We start from the raw sequence: 21,934 nt of genomic DNA on the forward strand, positions 1-21,934 counted from the left end.
GAGTCAGGGTCGGGTCAACGCCGCGCCGGCAGACTGCACGCTCGTCGCATCGAATGCGCATCCGAGCCCTGCTTCGAGGAGCACCATCATGTGGATCGTCCGGCTGGCGTTACGCAGGCCCTACACGTTCGTCGTACTCGCGCTGCTGATCTTCATCGCGGGACCGCTCGCGCTGCTGCGCACGCCGACCGACATCTTCCCGAGCATCGACATTCCGGTCGTCAGCATCGTCTGGTCGTACAACGGCTTCTCCGCGGAGGACATGGCCAAGCGGATCACGTCGAACTACGAACGCGCGCTCACGTCCGACGTCGACGACATCGAGCACATCGAGTCGCAGTCGCTGAACGGCGTGTCGGTCGTGAAGATCTTTTTCCACCCGGGCGCCGACATCAATCGCGCGATCGCGGAAGCCGCGAGCAACGCCGCGTCGATCCTGCGCATCCTGCCGCCCGGCACGCTGCCGCCGAACATCATCACGTACAACGCGTCGACGGTGCCGATCCTGCAGCTCGGGCTGTCGAGCGACACGCTCGCCGAGCAGCAGTTGTACGACCTCGGCAACAGCTTCATCCGCACCCAGCTCGCGACCGTCCAGGGCGCGGCCGTGCCGCTGCCGTTCGGCGGCAAGATCCGCCAGATCGTCGTCGACCTCGATACGCGCGCACTGCAGGCGAAAGGACTCGCGCCGATCGACGTCGTCAACGCGATCAATGCGCAGAACCTGATCCTGCCGGGCGGCACCGCGAAGATCGGCACGCACGAATACAACGTGCAGATGAACGGCAGCACGCAGACGGTCGCCGCGTTGAACGACCTGCCGGTGAAGACGATCGGCGGCAATGTCGTGTACGTGCGCGACGTCGCGCACGTTCGCGACGGCTACGCGCCGCAGACCAACATCGTGCGGGCGGACGGCAAGCGCGCGGCGCTGCTGACGGTCGAGAAAACCGGCAGCGCGTCGACGTTGACGATCATCGACCAGGTGAAGGCGATGCTGCCGAAGATCGCGGCCGGGCTGCCGAAGGCGCTGCACATTGCGCCGCTCGACGATCAGTCCGTGTTCGTGAAGGCGGCGATCCAGGGCGTCGTGCGCGAAGCGCTGATCGCCGCCTGCCTGACCGCGCTGATGATCCTGCTGTTTCTCGGCAGCTGGCGCGCGACGCTGATCATCGCGGTCACGATCCCGCTCGCGGTGCTCACGTCGCTGCTCGCGCTGTCCGCGCTCGGCCAGACCATCAACATCATGACGCTCGGCGGGCTCGCGCTCGCGGTCGGGATCCTCGTCGACGACGCGACCGTCGCGATCGAGAACATCACGCATCATCTCGAGCGCGGTGCGCCGCTCGAGGACGCGATCCTGACCGGTGCGGGCGAGATCGCGGTGCCGACCTTCGTGTCGACGCTGTCGATCTGCATCGTGTTCGTGCCGATGTTCCTGCTGACGGGCGTCGCGCGCTATCTGTTCGTGCCGCTGGCCGAGGCCGTGATCTTCGCGATGATCGCGTCGTACTTCTTCTCGCGCACCCTGGTGCCGACGCTGGCGATGGCGCTGATGCGCGCCAAAGGGAGCGGCCGGCCGCCGCGCGGCGTATTCGCGCCCCTCGTGCATTTGGCGCGTTTCCAGGCCGCGTTCGAGCATCGCTTCGAGGCCGTGCGGCTGCGCTATCGCGCGCTGCTGTCGGCGGCGATCGCGCGTCGCCGCCGCTTCGCGGCCGCGTTCCTGCTCGCGTGCGTCGCATCGACGGGCCTCTACGCGTTCGCCGGTCAGGACTTCTTCCCGTCGGTCGACACCGGCGAGATCCGCCTGCATCTGCGCGCGCCGACCGGCACGCGGATCGAGGAAACCGCGCGGCTGACCGACGAAGTCGAAGCGAAGATCCGCGGCGTGATTCCGGCGAACCAACTCGCCGGCGTGCTCGACAACATCGGCGTGCCGGTGAGCGGGATCAACCTCACGTACGATTCGTCGGACCCGATCGGCACCGAGGACGCCGACGTGCTCGTCACGCTGAAGCCGAATCACGCGTCGACCGCCGCCTACGTCGCGACGCTGCGCAACGTGCTCGCGCAGTCGTTCCCCGGCGTGACGTTCGCGTTCCTGCCGGCCGACATCGTCAGCCAGATCCTCAATTTCGGGCTGCCCGCGCCGATCGACATCCAGATCGTCGGCAACAAGCTCGACCAGAACCGCGCGGTCGCGAATGCACTGCTCGCGAAGCTGCGCGGCGTACGCGGGCTCGTCGACGCACGCATCCAGCAGCCCGGCGACGAACCGGCGATCGACGTGAACGTGGACCGCACGAAGGCGATCCAGGCGGGCCTGCAGCAGCGCGACGTCGCGCAGAACCTGTTGATCGCGCTGTCCGGCAGCTCGCAGACGACGCCGAACTTCTGGCTCGATCCGCGCAACGGCGTCAGCTACCCGGTGCTCGTGCAGACGCCGCAATACACGGTGAATTCGCTGCAGTCGCTCGCGAACGTGCCGCTGCCCGCCGGCACCGCGAGCACGCGGCAGACACCGGCCGGCGGCCCGGCTGCGGGCGCGTCCGCGCAGAACCTGCTCGGCGCGCTCGGCACGTTCTCGCGCTCGACCCAGCAGGCCGTGGTGTCGCACTACAACGTGCAGCCGGTGCTCGACATCTTCGCGGCGGTGCAGGGGCGCGATCTCGGCGGCGTCACGGCCGACGTGACGAAGCTCGTCGACGCCGCGCGCGCGCAACTGCCGCCCGGCTCGTCGATCGTGCTGCGCGGCCAGGTGCAGGCGATGCACGAGTCGTTCTCGGGCCTGCTCGGCGGCCTCGCGCTCGCGATCTCGCTGGTCTACCTGCTGATGGTCGTGAACTTCCAGTCGTGGCTCGATCCGCTCGTGATCGTCGGCGGGCTGCCGGCGTCGCTCGCCGGCATCGCGTGGATGCTGTTCGTCACGGGCACCACGCTGTCGGTGCCCGCGCTGACCGGCACGATCCTGTGCATCGGCATCGCGACCGCGAACAGCATTCTCGTCGTGAACGCGGCACGTGAGCTGCTCGCGGCCGGCGCGCCGCCGTGGCAGGCCGCGCTCGACGCAGGCTTCAGCCGCTTCCGGCCCGTCGTGATGACCGCGCTCGCGATGCTGATCGGCATGTTGCCGATGGCGCTCGGCCTCGGCGACGGCGGCGAGCAGAACGCGCCGCTCGGCCGCGCGGTGATCGGCGGGCTCGCGTTCGGCACGTGCTCGACGCTGCTGTTCGTGCCGGTGCTGTTCGGCTTCGTTCACGCGTGGCTCGCGCGGCGTCGCGACGCCGCGGCCGCCCGGCGTGTGCAGCACGCACCCGACACGCCAGCGCTGCGTTGAGTGCAGACGGCCGCCCCTTCTCATCCTTCGATTCGCCCGACCCCGGACCCACCATGAACGACTCGATCGAACCCGTCGCCCCGCCGCCCGCCGACGAAGCGGTAACGTCTGCGACTCCGGCCACGCCGGCTGCTACGGCTGCTACGGCTGCTTCGGCCACACCGGCCGCTCCGAATACCCCGACCGCCAACGCAACCGTGCCGCCCACAGCACACGACACAACCCGTGACGCGACACGCGACGTGCCGCCAAACCGTGGCGCCCGCAAGCTCGCCGTGCCGCTCGCGGCCGTCGCACTCGCCGCCGCGCTGCTCGCGCTCGGCATCGTGCCGCGTATCGACGCACGCGCCGCGCAGCGTGCGCAGGTGGCCGCCCAGCAGGCGCTGCCGGTGTCGGTCGTCGTGCCCGGCGCGGCGCCGGCCGACCAGACGCTGACGTTGCCCGGCTCGGTGGCGCCCTATGCGGACGCGTCGATCTATGCGCGCACGAGCGGCTACGTCGCGCACTGGAGCGCCGATCTCGGCACGCACGTGAAGGCCGGCCAGATGCTCGCGCAGATCTCGGCGCCCGATCTCGACGCGCAATTGCGCCAGGCGCGCGCCGACGAAGCGAGCGCGCAGGCGAACTACGACTATGCGAAATCGACCGCGCAGCGCTGGCAGGACATGCTGAACACGCAATCGGTGTCGCAGCAGGACACCGACACGAAGGTCGCGGACATGAACGCGAAGCGCGCGATGCTCGCGTCAGCGCAGGCGAACGTCGCGCATCTTGCCGAACTCGTGTCGTACGAGTCCGTCACCGCGCCGTTCGACGGCGTGATCACCGCACGCAACGTCGACGTCGGCACGCTGGTCACCGCGGGCGGCACGCCGGGCAGCCCGGGCCTGTCCGGCGAACTGTTCCATCTCGAACAGACGGATACGCTGCGCGTGTTCGTCGACGTGCCGCAGGACAGCGCAGCCGGCGTATCGACCGGCACGCCGGTCTACCTGACGACGCCGCAATATCCGGGGCGGCGGCTTGCCGCGCGGGTCGCGCGCAGCGCGGGCGCGATCGATCCCGTCACGCGCACGCTGCGCGTCGAGATCGACGTCGACAACCGCGACGGCGCGCTGATGCCCGGCGCGTATGCGCAGGCGCATCTCGCCGTGCCGAGTGCGGCGCCCGCGCTCGATCTGCCGGTCAGCGCGCTGCTGTTCCGGCCGAACGGCGTGACGGTCGCCACCGTCGGCGCGAACGGCCGAACCGCGCTGAAGACCGTGCAGATCGGACGCGATTTCGGCACGCGCGTCGAGATCGTCGCGGGGCTCTCGGCAACCGATCGCGTGATCGACAATCCGGGCGATGCGATCACGGCCGGCGAAGCCGTGAAGATCGTGTCGACCGCGCACGACGCGGCGCCGGTTGCAGCTTCTGCTGTGCGACGCGCGCAACCTGCGTCCGCCACCGCCGCGCGCGTCGCGCCGCCGATGCGCGCCGCCGGCGCCGATGGTGCCGCGACGGCCGCATCGGCGCCGGTCTCGGCGCCCGCACGCGGCTGACCCATCGACGACGACTCACGAGATATCCGCCATGCGCTTCCTTCACCCGCTCCCGTTCGTCCGCCGCGTCGCCGCGCTCGGCGCCGTGGCCGCACTGACCGCCTGCTCGACGCTGCCGCCGTATTCGCCGCCCGCCGTCGCGGTACCCACGCACTACGCGGGCGCACCGGCCGCGCAGGCCGGCTGGCGCACGGCGAACCCGGCCGACGCCGCCGCGCGCGGCGCCTGGTGGACCGTCTTCGACGATGCCGACCTGAACGCGCTCGAAGCGCGCATCGACGTGTCGAACCAGACGGTGAAGAAAGCCGTCGCCGAGTTGCAGCAGGCGCGCGCGACGGTCGACTATCAGCACGCCGGGTTCCTGCCGACGATCACCGCGGGCGCCGCGCAAAGCCGCGCGCGCGTGTCGCAAAACCGGCTCGGCTCGTCGCTCGCGGGCAAGACGACGCCCGACTATCAGGCGGGCGTGGCCGCGAGCTGGGAACCCGACGTGTTCGGCCGCGTACGCGACGCGGTGACGGGCGCGCAGGCGGACGCCGCCGCGAGCGCGGCCGATCTGCAGGCCGTGAAGCTGTCGGTCACGGCCGAACTCGCGACCGACTATTTCGCGCTGCGCTCGCTCGACACGCAGAAGCAACTGCTCGACGACACCGTGCGCGCGTACGCGGACGCACTGACGCTGCTCAAGCGGCAACTCGCGGCCGGTGCGATCGATGCGTCGGCGGTCGCACAAGCCGAGACGCAGCTCGAATCGACGCGCACGCAGGACACCGACATCGACGCGTCGCGTGCGCAGTTGCAGCACGCGATCGCGACGCTCGTCGGCGAGAGCGCGTCGACGTTCGTGCTGCCGCCGCGCGTGCAGGCGTTCCACGTGCCGGCGATTCCGGCCGGCGTGCCGTCGCAACTGCTGGAGCGGCGGCCCGATATCGCGGCGGCCGAGCGCCGTGTCGCGGCCGCGAACGCGCGGATCGGCGAGGCGCGCGCCGCGTTCTTCCCGGATCTCGTGCTGTCGGCGAGCGTCGGCCTCGAGAGTTCGTTCTTCGCACCGTGGCTCACCGCGCCGAGCCTGTTCTGGTCGCTCGGTCCGCAGCTCGCCGGCACGCTGTTCGACGGCGGCCGCCGCAGCGCGTCGCTGCGCGGCGCGCATGCGCAATACGACGGTGCGGTCGCCGACTACCGGCACACCGTGCTCGTCGCGTTCCAGCAGGTCGAGGATCAGTTGTCGGCGCTCGACGCACTCGCGTCCGAAGCCGGCAGCCAGCAGCGCGCGACCGACGCGGCCGACCTGTCGCTGCGGCTGACGACGAATCGCTTCAACGCGGGCGCCGTCAGCTATCTGGACGTGGTGACCGCGCAGACGATCGCGCTGACGAATCGGCGCACGGCCGATCAGATCGACGCGCGCCGGGTCGAGGCCGAAGTCGGGTTGCTGAAGGCGTTGGGCGGCGGTTGGCAGGCGAGCGTGGGCGCGGGCACGGATGCGTCGTAGTCGCCACACACCACGATTCCCACGGTCAAATCACCCGCCCCATTCCTTCGTCAGCAACGTAAACCCGCGCTCGGCGGCAACCTTAACCAGACGGGCATATGCAGCGTCGGGCTTGCGACGCGTACGGGTCGGAGACGTGTCTCGACTCATCACGTTCAGAACTGGGCCGTCACCTGAAAACCGACCGTGACACGCGCCGTGGGGAATCCGGACGGCTTGTAGATCGGCGTGCCGGCGAACAGGTCGTAGCCGTACCCACCGAAACGCGTCCCGACGCTGCCCTTCACGCCGATCACCGCACCTGCCAGTTGCGTGCCCACCAATGCCACCGGCTGCGGGCCCCATACGCGACCGTAGTCAATGCCGGCATAGACTGCTTGTCCGGTCTGCCCGATCGGCGCCTGCAGTTCGTTTCGCCAGTAAAAGCCACGCGCCGCGGCGAGCATCGTTTCGCCATCGAAACCGCGCACCGTGTAGCGGCTGCCGATCGTCAGGTCGTCGATGTAGTACAGCGTGTTGCCGGTGTACTGGCCGTGGAACGTCGTGACGTAGCGGAACGGCTGCTGCGCAATCGCGAACGGCACCGACAGATTCGCATCGAACACGGCCATCTTGAACCGATAGGTCGGCCCACCACCCGCCGCCAACGTATCTTCCTGAGCCCCCAATCCACCAATACCTTGCCGATATGCAAGCGAGCCATCGAACTGCGCGCCGCCGAAGTAGTGGCGATCGGTCAGGCCGAGTTCGATCATCGTGTTATTGCGGCGCTGCTGCGAAATCTCGGTGTCTTCGATAAAGCTTTGTCCGAAACGACGCGACAGGCGAGCGTACGCACCGAACACATCATTCTGGCTACGGGCAAGCACTCGGGCCAGCTTGAAATCGACCGTCTTTGAATTGCCGCTCGCCACGAATGTTTGATTCACGCCGGCGATCTGTTGGTAGTACGTGTTCGTGTACGCGGACAGCGTCGCGGTCCAGTAGCCCCACGGAATTGAATAGAAGCCATTCCAGCCATGCGAGCCGAGGCGCTTGTCGCCGAATTCAAGGTCTTGGCTCACGCCGATGTTGAAAATGTCGTTCAGCCCGAGCGGATTGTCGATGCCGAGCGACAGGTTGCCTTGCAGCTTGCCGGTCGCGCGGGTACCCGAGTTGTCGATCGATGCAACAACCGTCCAGGGCTTGCCGCGCTTCACATCGAGCACGACGTCGCTCTCGCCGGGCACGTCGGCCGGCACAATCTGCATCGACACGTCCTGGCTCGTCACGCGCTTCATCTGCTCAAGGCCCTGTTCCAGGTCGCGCAGGTTCAGCAATTCGCCGTCGCCGGTCGGGAAGGCGGTCTTCCAGGTACCGCGGAGCTTTTCGTCGGCGAAGCGCACATGGCGGATCACGCCGGGGATCAACGAAAACTTGAGGGTGCCGGTCGACAGATCCTGTTCGGGCAGCAGCACGCGTGTCGTCACGTAGCCGCGCGCCAGGATCGCTTGCGATAGACCTTTGACCAGCACATCGATACCTTGCTTGCCGACGCACTGGCCAGCATAGTGCTCCAACCATTCGCGAGCGAAGGAAAATCGATCCATCGGCAGGGCGGACGCGCCCTGAAACTTCGCTGCATCGGGCAACGAACTCGGCACATCGAGTGTAAAGCGGTCGATCCGGAAACACGGCGTTTCGATGGGAAGCGCCGGATACGCTTCAATGCGCGGCACGTCCGACCGAACGGAGGGGGCACGCACTTCAGCCGCACGCTGCTGCGCGTCGCGTTGCTGCTGCGCTTGCCGATCCTGTTCCGCATTCGCACGTGCGGCGGCAGCTTGGTCGGCAGGAGTGGGGGTTTGCTGTGCGCACACGGCAAGCGAAGCAGCCACTAATGGCAGCGCAATAAGCGACTTCTGTACTCTCATGAATTATTTTCCGTGAATTCACAACAAATTCCCAACAATCTCACCAATGAAAAATTCCTTCCCCGTAAATTCAACGACTCCCTCCCGACTTCATCAAATCCAGCGCAACTTCCAACGCTTGCCGAACGGCCCGCGAGTGGCGCTTCTGTTGATACACAGAAAGTTCAATCATCTTCAATCTTGGTGGACTGGACATCGAACCAACACCTCTAGCAATCTCAACCTCCGCAATAGTCGTCGAGTTGACCAGGATTCGATAAATGTCTTCACCTTGCTCCGGAATGCAATCGACAACGAATGCCAATTTAATTCCCGGAAAACTCCCGCGCAAGGTTTCGCTCAGCGCATCCGTTCCGTCTATCAAATTTTTAGAACTTTCCAACAATTTTTGACGCACTGCTTCGTCCTCCACCCGTTTTTTATATATATTCATTTCAATCTCCCCGGAAATGCGGCGACCAAATTCCCGAACTTATCGGTCATAACAGTCATCACGGATGTAGGTTGAAAGTTGTCGAACTTATCCGTTCCAATAGACCTTCCTGTATCGACTTCACGGATATACCGTGGCCCTGCCCGGCGTTTGCACTTCTTTTGTGATAGGAGTGGAAACCGTATTCAGATCTTGAAGCAGCCCTCTCAAATCGCTTTCGCTAAACTGGCTCGCATTGACGTTTGGATCAAGGTGACGGTCGCCAATGTCCCCAATACCATCGTTCGTAATGTTGATACGTAATTGAACTCCACCCGGCGCGGAACTCGTGTTTTCACCCGACTGTTGATCGTTGCCACTTGAAAAATGGGTCGAACGGGCGTCACGACAGTGGCAACGTTCAGGACGGACACAACCGGAGGTGCTGCCAAGACCAGCGACGCGCCCCGTGTTACGCTGGAGCGCGTCGCGAGAGCCGAGCATTACGGATTGTTCATCAATTCTTTGATACCTTGATCTATCAATGATTTGAACTCGTGCAAATTCACGCGCCACGCAAGGGCATCCTCGGGCCCGTACAATTCAATAAAGTAATCACACCCCGGCTCCTTCGATATTTCTGCGAGTTGCTTAGCTTCAAACCATATTTCATAAACCAGATTATCTCGATCCACAACGCTTGCTACCTGCGCAGTCAAAGCACTCATTTCGGCCGCTCCAAGAAACCAATAAATTTACCATCGACAGAGTAACGCACCCCTCGGCCATCAGTTGCTGTAATATCAATCACGTTACCAAAGCGCCCTGTCTCGCGCTGCGTCACTGTACGTCCTGGATCATTCATCAAGGGGGCGTTCAATCGCTCCGCCGTGGGCACGCTGGTTGAGCGCAAGACGCGTTTCGTGGTGCTGTGCCGTATGGACGGTTGCACGGCCAAGGATGCCCTGGAGGGCTTCACGCGCCAGATGAAGAAGCGATCGGCTTTTCTGCGCGAGAGCCTGACCTACGATCGCGGAACGGAAATGACCTGCCATGTCGAACTCGCCAGGCGATTAAATCTCGATATCTGGTTTGCCGATCCGCATGCGCCTTGGCAGCGCGGCCGCAACGAAAACACCAACGGTTTGCTGCGCCAGTTTCTGCCCAAGGGCATCGACCTCTCGGCAGTCACACATACCCAGCTCAACGACATCACCCAATTTCTCCACGGCCGGCCTCGTCAGATGCTTGGTTGGTATACGCCCGAGGAAGCAATGGCCAAGGAATTGTAAAACGCTGGATTCGCTAAACGTTGCACTTGATTCTTGAGACTACCATTTTGATAATTACGGAATTTCTTCCGGATTAGGCCGCCTCACCGATTTTTCAAAGCGCGCCTCAGATGCCCCGTATAGATTGAAGTTTTGTCGAGCTTGATTTAATGAAACAACATTGGCGCCACCGGAATAATCAGGATCATCAAGTTGAACGTTGTCATCTTCCCACATACAGACGGGACATATCTCAAATGTACCGCTGGGCGGGGAGAGATATGTTAGATAGCCACAGCATGGACACGCATAGCGACTCGCCATTTCTTTGCTCCAGTCTGTTTATACCAATAACCAATCCCATCTGTCGGGCGAAACATTGTTCTCGGCATACCATCCGCCGCAACCGAGGCAAAGGTATTCGTTGATGGATTGCAAAGCAAAATATCATCATTTGAACACATAAAACTCAATGTTCCCGGTGGTGGACTCTGAATGAACTGAACTGCTCCTCTTACATAATCATTCATGGACTGAAATTCCGAGAACTCTACGGCGTGCTTCTGCCAACGGGTGGAGGCATTAAGTGCTATATCTTCGGGCTTACCGGGCGTCCAAGTAACTAAGTCGGCACCATCACGGTAGAAATTGTTGCTTACTACCGCATCAGCCGATGCACCAGAAGTAGCGCCAATACCCTTTGTCGGAAACCCAAATGGCAGCGCCATAATAGTGGTCGCCTTTGCTGCTGCCTGTTCATCTGGCGTCATCGGGATCAACGATGCTGACGTCGAACTCGTCAGCAACGTTCCTACAGGGCCGAGTGCAACCGGCAATCCCTTGGTGTATGCATCGATCAAAGCATTCGCCGCAGCCTTCGCATTCCCCGAGACGATCGCCGACAAATCCGGATTTCGAGGACTGATCGTACCTGGCACAGCCGGTCTGTTTGCAGCACTGTAGATGTCTGGATTCGTCGACTTCGTATACGCGTAAAGGCTCGGGTCTTTGTACTGCACGCTCGTCGCCTGAAACAAGGGCATGTTGTTGTAGCCCACAGGATTCGCCGCCTTCACTTGGTCGAGCCACACCTGCGCCCGTGCATCTACACCCGGATTCGCTTTCGCGAATTGCAGATCGACGTCACGCAGCGCTTGTGCCGAAAGACGCGATAGCGCTTCATCGTAGCCGATCTTGCCGGATGCCGCGAGTTGCCGTGCCTTCTCTCGAATGGCGGTGATTTCAGTCGGATGCAACTGCCTATTGAAGCGATCCACAGCAGCCGATGTCAACGCACCCGTCCCACCACCCACGAGCGCCCCCGCGCTGCCGGCCAATAGGTTCGACGCGACGTTACCCAGTAATTCGTCGACGTTCTTGTTGCCGGTCGGCCCCGCATCCTTGATCGATTGCGCGATTTCCGTCAGTTCCGGTGCGAGCTTGGCCGACATGCCAGCGCCCGCCGCACCCCCTGCGGCCCCGAGCCCGCCCGCTGCCAGGCCGCCGGTCAAGCGAGAACTATATTTTGCGATCTGGCATATTAGAAACCTCCCTAGATTCGGATTGGGAGTCCAGTAAGTTAAACCAGGCTATAGGTAAATTTATCCGTCCATCCGTAACGCTCGTCTTGCAACTTTACGCGCTCCAATATCGAAACAATTTTTTCGAACGAATCACCCAATTTCGTTTTAGATACTGCCGAATCAACCCATATGAAATTCACCGGGCGCTCCAAACCACCCTCAAGCAGATCCCGTAACGCGTCTAAATTTTTCCCGTAATACGCTTGAATTCCGAGCGCATCTGCCAATTGCTCATGAAAATCACGCTCATCGTAAATTTCCTTCCCACAAATAGTTACTTCCATTTTAAACACCTCACTTCCACGATCCGATTTTTGTAGCCGTCTGGTAGTGATCCGTCGTTATATAAAGCAATCCGTCGTTCGAATATAGCAAACGCGTCCCTGGCTGATTACTTCGCGACATCGTATTCTTCAACCCAATATCCGCCTCGTACCACACACGCCCATTTGCCGATGGAAGAACATTGGTTGAATTTTCGAAAATATCACCACCAATTTGTCCGCCAGGAACACTGTTATTCAATGCCTTCCCCGGTTGCCAACCATCGAGCTTTGCCTGGTCCTTAGTAACATAGTTGCTCGGGAGTTGGCCTGTTGTTCTCAAGCTGTCTATCACTTCGTTGGCAGCTTGCGTTGTCTTCAGATCAAGATTTAGCCCAGCAGCGGTTACAGAATTTGCCGCCCCCTCAGATGTTACCGGAGAAGGCGTCTTGGCCGATTCAATGTTCCCGCCATTCGAATCACCCTTTCCGCCACTACTCGACAAAATGGGCCCGCCCGGCACCACAACAGGAGCAACGTTCACGGTCGGGCACAATACACCCGGCCCGCACGGCACGGCCCCTACGACAACCGTGGCCCCTGCTGGCCCGCTCGGCGTCTTTGGCCCGCCACCATTCGGGTCGATTTGCGGGTTCGCATCGCCCTGTTGCACGTCGGTCGGCAACTTCACGTGCGAATTCGCCACGTCACGTGGCAAGTTCTTCGCGTCTTCTCCGAAGCCCAGCACGCCGCGTTTGAACTGGTCGAACTGGCTCAGCCCCAAGTCCTTGCCCTGCTGAACCAGCGTGTAGTCGAACAGTCCCTTGTTCGCCTTCTGGCTATCGATCCACTGCAACTCGGGCGCGAGGTCCTTCGCGTCCATTGGGTTCACGTAGTTCGCCAGCCACTGCGAGCTGTTCGGCGAGAACTCCGCCCAGCACTGAACACGATAGCACGCGGCCTGCGTCAGGCGCCTTTCCTCGTCGGCGTTGCCGTTCGCCTTGTCATGAATCGCCTTCTTTTCATCCTGATTCAACTGACGATTGAAGCGATCGACCGCAGCGCCCGTCAACGCACCCGTCCCACCACCCACGAGCGCCCCCGCGCTGCCGGCCAATAGGTTCGACGCGACGTTACCCAGTAATTCGTCGACGTTCTTGTTGCCGGTCGGCCCCGCATCCTTGATCGATTGCGCGATTTCCGTCAGTTCCGGGGCGAGCTTCGCTGACAGCCCGGCACCGGCTGCACCGCCCGCCGCACCCAGCCCACCCGCCGTCAATCCACCGGTCAGCGCACCGCCTGCAATGTGCAGAGCAACACGATTGTCGCCGCCTTCGGCCCAGTTCTTCGCGTCCTGCAAATATTGCGCCTTGAGCGCAGGATCGTCGGTCGCGGCGGCGGCATCGCGCGCGGCTTTCTCCTTCCTGTCCGCATAGTTGCCAATCTGCTTTGCAATTGCCTCCGATGCCGCCATCGCCGCGTTCATCAGATCGCCCTGATTGCTCAGCACCTGTTGCAGGTCCGGGGTCTTGTCGACTTTACCGTTCAGATTGGTCGTATCTCGATTCAGCGTCGCGATGTCCTGTTTCTGGCTCTCCTTATCCGTGATCGTGATGCGACCGTCGCCGATCGCGCTCTTCGTCGTCGCACTACTGCTACCGCTCTCGTTCACATACAGTGGCAAAGCGCCGCCCGTGTTCTTGCCGTTCGTGCTCGTCGCCCCATGCGTCGCGTAATTGTTGCCGCCGTCGCCAATGCCACCGCCCGCGCTCACGCCAACGCTGCTGGCGTCGTATTCCGAATGGTTTTGAATGTCCGAAAACGACAACGTGCCGGTCGTCAACTGACTCTTGTCCGGCGTCGCCGTACTGGCGATATACGCGCCCTTCAGGTCAGTGTTGCCCTTGACGTTGATGTCGTAACCGCCGCTACCCGTCTGAATACCGGCTTGCTCGTTCACGCCCGCGTAGCTTCCGCTCGCATGCCCGTTCTGTGCACTGAAACTCGCGCTGCCGCCGCCCTGACTGACGCTGAAGCCGCCACCCGTGCTGCTTTGGTGCGCAGCGCTATGGGTCGTATCCTGCACCGAAGCGAGGTTCAGGTTGCCGCCTACGTCCGCGACGACCTTGTTCGCGTTGACGTTCGCACCGATGATGTTGGCGTCGCCGCCGCTCACAATCGTCGCAGTATTGCTCGCGTTGATGTGCGTGTTGTTCTGCATCGCCGCATCGGAATTGGCATCGCCGTGCGCGCGCGACATCGCGGCCGACACGCCGAAGCCGCCCGTGCCGAACGACACACCGATGCTCGAACTGCTCGATTTGTTCGTGCTGCGCGTGCTGTCGGTATCCGTGCTGTTCAGCAGGTTGACCTGATTCGTCGCCTGCAACAGCACGTCCTTCGCATTCACGTCCGAGCCCTGGATCGTCAGGTTGCCTTGGCCCGCGTTCTTGTCCCCCGTCGCCACGAACGCAGCGGTGCCGCCGGCCTTCACGTTGCTACCGCGATTCTGCGTGCCGTCTTCACTAAATGTCGACTTGCTTTGCGACGAACCGAAGCTCAGTTCGACCTTCGCCTCCGGCTTGCCGTCCGCGCTTGCCAGTGAATTAGCGAGCCCCTTGGCTGCGCCGTATGCGTCGGCCACGCCGCCCGCCGCTGCAATGGAATGCAGCGCGGCGGCGCGCCCGTCCTGACTCTGGCCCGCGCCGCGCGCCTGCTGATTCACGTTCTGCACCGCATCGATGACCGGCGCTTTCAACGCCAACGTAAAACCGCTTTGTTTGACTTCGTGCGTTTCGTCGTGGTGGGTCGTATTGATCGCCGAATCGATCGTTACGTTCTTGCCAGTGCCGGTCACATCCTGCGCCGCGATGATGTCCGAACCCGTGACATGCAGATCATTGCCGGCCTTCATCGACACGCTGCCATCGGTACTGCCGACGAGGCTGCCGTTCTGCGTCACCGAACTGTCGTGCGTCGTATCCTTCTGGTCGCGATTCCCATACGAAATCCCGCTGCCGGCTGAGCCGAAGCCGGATTTCTTTTCCTCGTGGAAACTCGAACTGTTACTCGTATCTTGCGTGGTGGTAACCGTCAGGTTGCGCCCCGCTTCCAGCGACAGGTCGTGCGTCGACGCAACCGTGGAACCCGCCACCGTCAGATCGCGTCCGGCACTGCCCGATACCGTATCGCCCGAAACAGTCGAGCCGATCGACTGCACCTGATGCGACGTCTTCTCGTCGGTCGTCTCGGATTTCGACAGGAACCCCGAGCGCTGGTCGTGCACCCAGCTTTGCGAATCGTGGGTTTCGGTGACCGCGCCGACGTTGATGTCGCCCTTGGCGACCAGTTTGGTCGCGCCGCCCGAGGTCGTTCCATCGGCCAACGTCTGACCGGTCGTCACGTTCGAACCGGCGATACTCAAGTTGCCGGCTCGCGACGCGTCTGTCTGAGCCGTGACGCCGCCGGCCGCGAGGATCGCTGAAGCAACCGCACCTTGGCCCGCACCCAGTACCGCGTTATTGCCCGCGTGAATGTCCGTGCCGCGCGCGGTTTCGTCATACGACGAAGCCGTATGCTGGGTCAGGCTACCGCCCAGCGACCGTTCGTCGTGGTGCTGCGTATCCTTCGCGGCCGTCGCGATCAAATCGCCGCCCGCCACCATCGTTACATTGTCCTTGGCGTCGACGGTCGCGTTCGTCAGCGTCGTGTCGCGTCCCGAGACAGTCGTCACATTGCCGCCCGCCGTGATCGCGCTGCCGACATGCTGCGTCACGTCGTCGTGCCCACCGTTCAGGCCATCTCGCGTGCCGACGTCCTGCGTGGCCTTCAGACTGACCGTGCCGACGTTGATGTCGCGGCCTGCTCCGACCGACGTATTACGCCCGGACTGGATTGTCGCGCCGTTCACGTTGACATCGCGTCCAGCCAGCGCCTGAACGTCGTTGGTGGCGGAAATCACGCCCGTCGCGCGCGTGCCTTGCGCGGAAATTTGCCCGACCAGGCCCGTCGTGCTCGCCGCTCCGGACACGCGCAAGGTCTCGGTTTCGTTGGTGATGTCGCGACCGGCTCGCACCACCGTATCGACTCCGCCGATCCGACCGCTCACGTTGCGCACATCCTGCACGGCAGCCACTGCCGTCGTGCCGCCGCTACCGATCACACCCCGGTTGACGATGGTGTTGCCGATGACCGTCGTCGCCTCGTCGCTGACGATATGACCGCTGTTCGCGACGTCCCCCGTACCGTTAAGGTTGACCTTGCTCCCAGCCACAATCGCACCGCTGTGCTGCAAATCGACCGTATTCGCTTGAGCGAGATACAGTTTGGGTACCAGCACGGTCTGGTGCGAGCCATCGGGCAAGGTGATGTCCTGCGAGACGAGCCAGACCATATCGGTCGTCAACTGGCGCATCTGTCCGTCCGACAGGCCAACGCCGACCGCGAGATTGAACGCCTTCGCATACGCAACGCCGTTGTTCATCAGCGCCGTGTATTCGTCGAGGTTGTCCGAATAGCCAGCGAGGAACGTGCGCCCGGTGAGCTGCGTCACCTGGTCGCGCACCAGCCGTTCTTCATACGCGCCGTCACCGAGTCGCTTGATGGTGGTTTGCGGATTCACGCCGAGCTGGCCGAGCATGTAGTCGCTCGATATGAACTTCGTATATGACGTGAAGCGCGGATCGGTCGCGATCAAGAACGCCTGATCGGGCGCAGGATGGTACGTATACAGCCCGTTGGTCGGCAGCGTCAGGTTCGGAATACCGCTCGACGCGTTCCCGAGCGTTTGCGGCCGGCTCGTCTGACCCGTGACGCCAGTCGGCGTATTCGGTCCCGCAATCTGCCCGTTCAGGCCGCCAAGCTGCGTGCCGGTCGCATTACCGCCCGTCACACCGGAACCCGTGACGGTCTGGCCGAGCCGGTCGACGCTCTGCACATTGATCGATTGCGCGTCCGTCTGGACCGTCTGGTTCGAGGTGGCGATAGCCGGCAGTGCCGCGATCGTCGTCGGCGGCAGCGGCGTGACGGGATAATTCACGGTCTGCGTATCGTTGTCGCCCCCGGTCTTCTGGTGCCAGTAGAACGTCGACGTGTCCTGTTCGCTGACTGTCTGTTGCAGCACCGTTCCCTTGTCGGTAACGGTGCCGCCCGTCGCGCGCCGGACCAGATCGCCGCCGGCCGCCATGATCGACGATTCGTTCGTGATCGAACCGCCATCCGCGTTGATCCGGATCGCGCCCTGTGCCTGCATCTTCGCCGGATTGGACGCACTGATCAATTTGTCCGTAGTCGTCGTGGTTGTGGTGGTACGCTGCGTTTCGACGTAATCGTGCGAGTCGGGACCAAGATCGGTACGCACCCGAACCGTATCCGGGCGCATCTGCGTCTTGGGGTCCCAGTCCGGCCAGAACGTAATCGTGTAGGTCGCGCCGTTATCCTGAATGCTTTGGTATGTCTGCGTCGCGTTCGTCGCGATGTTGCGTGTCTGGTCCGTAGCAGTGACGCACAAAAGGTCCGCACACGAGTTCAAGTCCTGATACGTTTCGACAATCGGTTGCGTCAGCGAAAAAGTCTGCGTGGTCGCATTCAGATTCGTGACCTGCGATTTCGGCACCGTGACCGAAATCGGATTACGCAACGCGCCGGCCATGTTCCCCGAAATCGGATCGGCTTCGCCGCCCCAAGTCCATTGCGGGAAGGTCAGACTGCGGTGCCACTGGGTCTTTCGGCCGATCGGGATACCGCCGGTGTACAGCGACAGCGACGACGACGTGCTTTGCGGCGTGCCCGGCTCAGTCACGATCGACGTGCGCTTATTGACGAGCGTGTGCGCGGCGACATCCATGATACCGTCGGCGTCGATGCTGGCCGAATCGTTTGTGACCGTGTTGGTCTGATTCGCGAGCATGCCCGACGCGTCGCGCGTGCCGTCCTTGCCGATTTCCAGATCGCCCGCGCTGTAGATCAACGCGCCGTCGCTATTGGTCACCGAGTTCGAGGCGTAGACGCGTGCCTTTTTGGCACCGGCGATCACAGCGCTCGGCCCGGTATTCTGCACGTCGGTTGCGTTGACCAGCACGTCGTTGCCGATCACCGCACCGGTGTTCATGAGCGTCGTGCCGTTGGTCACGACCCAATCGCCCTCGATCGTGCCGGCGTTCGTCAACGTATCGGCCGCGTTGACCGTCGTCGTCGCCGAATTGATGTCGGCCCCGGCCTGATTGACGACTGTCTTGCCGCTCACCGTCAATGCGCCGGTCGCCGCCAGCGTACCGCCGTTCGTCAACGTGCCGGTTGCCGACACGTCCATGTCGCCGTCCGCGCGCAGACGGTTGGCTGCGCCGTTCGTATAGTCGCCATCGACGTGCAGGCCGAGGTTGCGACCGGCGGTCATTTCGCCATCGCCGGTCACGCCACCGCTGACCGCGACATCGCGGTTCGCGCGAATCGCACCGGCTTGGTTCGACAACGACGCGACCTTGACGGATACGTCCTGTCCGCCTTCCATTTTGCCGCTGTCGTTCAGCACGGTCGCACCGGCCTGATTCAGGTTGAACACCGTGCCGCCGTAAAGCAGGCCCCCGGAGTTGTCCAGCCACTGCGCGATATTGAAATTTCCGGCCTTGCCGGCGACGAGGTTCGCCTTGTTTGTATTCGTCACGCGCTGCGCGTTGACGGTCACATCTCCGTTGCCGCCCGCCGTACCGGCATTATTGTCGATCGTCGCGGCAGACAGGACGGTCGCGCCATCCCCGGCATTGGTCAGTGTACCCGTGCGGTTCACGATGTCCGAAGCGGATACGTCCATCGTGCTGTGCGCACCGTTGGCCGACATGATGCCTTGATCGTTCGACAGCACGCCGCCGGCCGATACCGTGAGATTTCCGCCCGACTGTGTACTGCCGAACGAATTCACATAGTCGCCGTGCGTGGACGCGGTGACGGAATCCTTCCCGTAAAACGTACCGTGCACATTGACGATGCCGGCATTCGCCAGAATGTTTGCGACGTGTTGGGACGACATCACGCCGCTCGAATTGTCCAGGTGCGACGAACGTGAGACCAGATCACCGTTGGTGACGATCTGGCCGCCGATATTCGAAATCGTGCCCGTCGTCAGCGCGAGCTGGCCGGTGCCGGCGTGGCTGACGTTGCCGCCATCATTCGACATCGACTGCGCATTGATCGTCAGGTTCGTCGCGTTGGTGGTGACGGTCCCTTGTTCGTTGTGGAGCGCGCCGCCGACGGAAAGCGTTTGATCGGTTTTTCCGTATTGCTGGATCGATCCGTTTTGATTCAGCAGATCGCCTGCCGTCGTCACGCCGAGCGCGTCGCCCTCAATCATGCCCCGGCCATTGTCGACCGAAGCGGCTGAAATCATGTTCGTTGAACCGGACAATAACCCTTGCTGGTTATTCAACGCCCCAACAACGTGCGTATCGAGCTTTGCGCCGGCGGTGACGCTACCTGAATGGTTGTCGAAGGTCTGTGTACGGACGGTCGCATCCGTCTTCGCACCCAGTTTGCCCCGGTTCAACAGCGTGTCGGCCGTCACCTGCAACGCGCCGTTCGTCAGCACTTGGCCGCTATTCGAAATCGTGCTGGCGCTCAGGTCAAGCGCGCCCGTGCCGGCGTGCTGAATCGAACCCGTGTCGTTCTGAATCGCATGCGCCGAAATCCCAAGATTCTGCGCATTCGACGCGATCGATCCCGACGCACCGTTGTCGAGCATCCCGCCAACGTACAAGCGTTGATCGGACTGCCCGTATTGACGCAGCACACCGCCGCGATTCAGGAGGTCGCCGGTCGTCGTGACGCCCAGTGTATCGCCATCGATCAAGCCGCCGTCATTCTGGATCGACGCGGCCGATATATGGGTGGTGGAACCGGAGATTTTCGCTTGACTGTTGTTCAGCGTTTCAACGACGGTCGTGTCGAGCTTCGCCCCCGCCAGCAGCGCACCGGAGTGATTGTCCAGCGTACGCGAATGGACGGTCAGGTCGGTTTTGGAATTGAACTCCCCCTGATTCGCAATCGTATCGGCCAATACGTCGGTCGTGCCGTTCGAGCCGATCACACCGCCCGTCGCGCCCTGTGCGGTCGTGCCTGTTGCATTGACCAGTGCACCGTCGACATGCACGGATAGGCCGTCCGCACCGAGCGACGTGGCGCGCCCGCCTGAATTGTTCATCGACGCGCCGGTAATCGTCGCCCGGCTGGCCGCCTGCATCAGACCTTGGCGGTTGTCGACGGCTCCGGCCGTGTTCAGGTCCAGCGACGCGTCCGAGACCATCTGCCCGCCGACATTCGACACCGAGCCCGCGTGAATCGTTTGCGCAGCGTCCGACGACAGATTGCCACCATCGTTGACGAGTGCCCCCGCTGCGGTCGCGGACAGCGCACCGCCTGCAACTGCCACTGCGTGCGCGAGATTCAGATCGCCCTGTGTCGCGTTCAGGGTCAGGGCGCTGCCGGCCGATGTCGTGCCGTTCGACAGGTCTATCGCGGCCGCCTGCAAACTCGCGCTGCCACCCGCCCGGTTGTGACCGCTCGCGTTTAGTTGTCCGGTCGTCGTCACGTTCAGGTCGCCGCTCTGGGCAACGGCTCCGTCGCTGTTCACGCCCGCGCCCAAGGTGCCGGTCGAATTGACGCTGCCTGCGTTGACGGTCGTATTCTGCTGCGCGGCGAGCGTGCCGGCGTTCGACACTGCGCCGCCGTTCGCCGAGACGTTGAGATTCTGCTGGGCGTAGGTGGTACCGTTGTTCTGAACGTCGTTGCCGGTTGCGGTAAGATTGCCGCTCGCAGTCGTCTTGCCCGTCAGCACCAGCCGACCGTCCGATTGCAGCGTCAAGTCGCCGGCCTGCGCGGCGATCGTCCCGGCGTTCGCAACACCTACGCCTGCGGAGTTGCCAACCAAAAACAACCTGTTGGCATACATACCGCCCAATTGCGCCACGTCAATCGCGACAGCCGGGGCAGGACCGTCTCCGGCGATTGGCGTCGCGGCAAGCGTGTCATGATTGACCTGTTGCGCACCGGCGATCACGTTCAGATCTTTTGCATAGATCGCGGCATTGGCCTGCACGGCGCGGGCAATCAGATCGACCTGATCGACATTCGACGCATTGAGGCCGGCACCTTGCACAGTAATGAGCCCGCGCGATACGTTGTAGCCGGTCAGCGAACCATCCGCGCCAAACTGCGGCACGCCCGTTGTGAGGACGGCGCGTGAGGTATTGATAAACCCGCCACCATCTACGACGATGCCGGCTGGATTTGCCAGCACGATCTCCGCGCGGCTTCCTGCAATCTCGACATATCCTTTGATCTGACTGGCCGCCGTGCTGTTGACCTGGTTGACGATGATGCGCGCCGTCTGTCCCGCACTCAGGTTCGGGTTGCCGTTGATATAGCCCGCTTGCTGCGTATTGACGATCGTCGGCGAGTTGTTCAGGATCGCGCCGTTCTTCTGAACGTCGAATTGATTGTAGGTGTTCAGCGAAACGCCGGCGCCGCCCGGCTTGTTGATGTTCACTTGCGGCAGACCATTGGGCGTCTGGATCACCGACGGCGCATTCGGCCCTGCGCCGACGATTTGTGCCTGTGCCCACATCGGCAGCGCACCCGCCGCAATCAGCGCACCGAATGCGGCAAGACGCAACGCGAACTGCGCCACTCCATGGATACCGCTGCGATCGACGGCACGCTGCGTTTCACCAGCGCTTGCTTTCCCCGCTGCACTGGCCGTTTCTTCCACTGCGACCAGCATCCCGTGCAAACGGCTGAACACCAGCCGATAGTGATTTTTATTCATAATCTTGGTCTACTTCGCGATTTTTGTTCGACCCGCTCTCACAGGATGCGAACATCGCACGAAATCCAATCGAACAGCGTCAACAACTGTTAAGCGTCGCTAAGAAGAAGCGACGAACTAACTGGAAAGCTCTCCGCACTCGAATTAGTGACGAGCGCGCCGAACGGCAATCCGATCCGGCAAGCTAAATAGCGCATTCTGTTAGTCGCAAGTATCGACAGTACTGACGGCGGCAATCCGCGCGAATATTACCTCACCCACCATCTCAAAAATCGCTGACAGAATTACGAGGTCGAATCGCGGCT

At 62.5% G+C, this 21,934-nt stretch carries 10 protein-coding genes and 1 pseudogene; 4 read left to right on the forward strand and 7 right to left on the reverse strand.

The window, feature by feature from the left end; genetic code table 11:
• The first annotated feature begins 88 nt into the window (after nucleotides 1–88).
• The 3 genes from WS96_RS22670 to WS96_RS22680 are packed head-to-tail and all read left to right on the forward strand — an operon-like array spanning nucleotide 89 to nucleotide 6,373.
• On the forward strand, nucleotides 89–3,337 hold the full coding sequence (locus WS96_RS22670; RefSeq protein ID WP_059835552.1) for an efflux RND transporter permease subunit: 3,249 nt from the start codon (nucleotides 89–91) through the stop codon (nucleotides 3,335–3,337).
• Between the two features lie 53 nt (nucleotides 3,338–3,390).
• Nucleotides 3,391–4,881 (forward strand): efflux RND transporter periplasmic adaptor subunit, encoded by a 1,491-nt coding sequence (locus tag WS96_RS22675; RefSeq protein ID WP_059835554.1) that lies wholly within the window; start codon nucleotides 3,391–3,393, stop codon nucleotides 4,879–4,881.
• 31 nt (nucleotides 4,882–4,912) lie between these two features.
• Nucleotides 4,913–6,373 carry an efflux transporter outer membrane subunit gene (locus WS96_RS22680; protein ID WP_059835555.1) on the forward strand — a complete coding sequence of 487 codons (1,461 nt, stop codon included), beginning with the start codon at nucleotides 4,913–4,915 and terminating at the stop codon, nucleotides 6,371–6,373.
• Nucleotides 6,374–6,528: 155 nt separating this feature from the next.
• Here the strand turns inward: WS96_RS22680 and WS96_RS22685 are convergent, their stop codons facing one another.
• The 3 genes from WS96_RS22685 to WS96_RS32835 form a co-directional block, all read right to left on the reverse strand.
• Nucleotides 6,529–8,286 (reverse strand): ShlB/FhaC/HecB family hemolysin secretion/activation protein, encoded by a 1,758-nt coding sequence (locus WS96_RS22685; RefSeq protein WP_059835557.1) that lies wholly within the window; start codon nucleotides 8,284–8,286, stop codon nucleotides 6,529–6,531.
• A 70-nt stretch (nucleotides 8,287–8,356) separates the two neighbouring features.
• Entirely contained in the window at nucleotides 8,357–8,719 is a 363-nt protein-coding gene (locus WS96_RS33835) for a hypothetical protein (protein ID WP_156443681.1), read from the reverse strand.
• 482 nt (nucleotides 8,720–9,201) lie between these two features.
• Nucleotides 9,202–9,426, reverse strand: coding sequence for a hypothetical protein (locus tag WS96_RS32835; RefSeq protein ID WP_082720327.1), 225 nt, complete (start codon nucleotides 9,424–9,426; stop codon nucleotides 9,202–9,204).
• A 126-nt stretch (nucleotides 9,427–9,552) separates the two neighbouring features.
• Between WS96_RS32835 and WS96_RS22690 the strand changes: the two are divergent.
• A pseudogene (locus WS96_RS22690) lies at nucleotides 9,553–9,990 on the forward strand (IS30 family transposase); the annotation flags it as partial.
• A gap of 54 nt (nucleotides 9,991–10,044) precedes the next feature.
• On the opposite strand, the gene WS96_RS34915 reads toward WS96_RS22690, so the two are convergent.
• The 4 genes from WS96_RS34915 to WS96_RS22695 all read right to left on the reverse strand — a co-directional run bounded on the left by WS96_RS34915 (nucleotide 10,045) and on the right by WS96_RS22695 (nucleotide 21,629).
• The gene (locus WS96_RS34915; protein WP_082720328.1) at nucleotides 10,045–10,293 is read right to left on the reverse strand and encodes a CPCC family cysteine-rich protein; all 249 of its coding nucleotides are present in this window, start codon (nucleotides 10,291–10,293) and stop codon (nucleotides 10,045–10,047) included.
• Nucleotides 10,254–11,420 carry a hypothetical protein gene (locus WS96_RS34125; protein ID WP_179949971.1) on the reverse strand — a complete coding sequence of 389 codons (1,167 nt, stop codon included), beginning with the start codon at nucleotides 11,418–11,420 and terminating at the stop codon, nucleotides 10,254–10,256. The genes WS96_RS34915 and WS96_RS34125 overlap by 40 nt, the downstream gene beginning before the upstream one ends.
• A 128-nt stretch (nucleotides 11,421–11,548) precedes the next feature.
• The gene (locus tag WS96_RS32850; protein WP_082720330.1) at nucleotides 11,549–11,836 is read right to left on the reverse strand and encodes a barstar family protein; all 288 of its coding nucleotides are present in this window, start codon (nucleotides 11,834–11,836) and stop codon (nucleotides 11,549–11,551) included.
• A gap of 10 nt (nucleotides 11,837–11,846) precedes the next feature.
• Nucleotides 11,847–21,629, reverse strand: a complete 9,783-nt coding sequence (locus tag WS96_RS22695; protein WP_082720329.1) for a hemagglutinin repeat-containing protein — start codon at nucleotides 21,627–21,629, stop codon at nucleotides 11,847–11,849.
• Between the last annotated feature and the right edge of the window lie 305 nt (nucleotides 21,630–21,934).

Source organism: Burkholderia sp. MSMB1835 (assembly GCF_001526365.1).
Taxonomy (GTDB): Bacteria; Pseudomonadota; Gammaproteobacteria; order Burkholderiales; family Burkholderiaceae; genus Burkholderia.

Coding starts and splice junctions, on each gene's coding strand:
- WS96_RS22695 (WP_082720329.1), bottom strand. CDS start 21,629: ATGAATAAAAATCACTATCGGCTGGTGTTCAGCCGTTTGCACGGGATG.
- WS96_RS32850 (WP_082720330.1), bottom strand. CDS start 11,836: ATGGAAGTAACTATTTGTGGGAAGGAAATTTACGATGAGCGTGATTTT.
- WS96_RS32835 (WP_082720327.1), bottom strand. CDS start 9,426: ATGAGTGCTTTGACTGCGCAGGTAGCAAGCGTTGTGGATCGAGATAAT.
- WS96_RS22675 (WP_059835554.1), top strand. CDS start 3,391: ATGAACGACTCGATCGAACCCGTCGCCCCGCCGCCCGCCGACGAAGCG.
- WS96_RS34125 (WP_179949971.1), bottom strand. CDS start 11,420: ATGTCGGCCAAGCTCGCACCGGAACTGACGGAAATCGCGCAATCGATC.
- WS96_RS34915 (WP_082720328.1), bottom strand. CDS start 10,293: ATGGCGAGTCGCTATGCGTGTCCATGCTGTGGCTATCTAACATATCTC.
- WS96_RS33835 (WP_156443681.1), bottom strand. CDS start 8,719: ATGAATATATATAAAAAACGGGTGGAGGACGAAGCAGTGCGTCAAAAA.
- WS96_RS22670 (WP_059835552.1), top strand. CDS start 89: ATGTGGATCGTCCGGCTGGCGTTACGCAGGCCCTACACGTTCGTCGTA.
- WS96_RS22685 (WP_059835557.1), bottom strand. CDS start 8,286: ATGAGAGTACAGAAGTCGCTTATTGCGCTGCCATTAGTGGCTGCTTCG.
- WS96_RS22680 (WP_059835555.1), top strand. CDS start 4,913: ATGCGCTTCCTTCACCCGCTCCCGTTCGTCCGCCGCGTCGCCGCGCTC.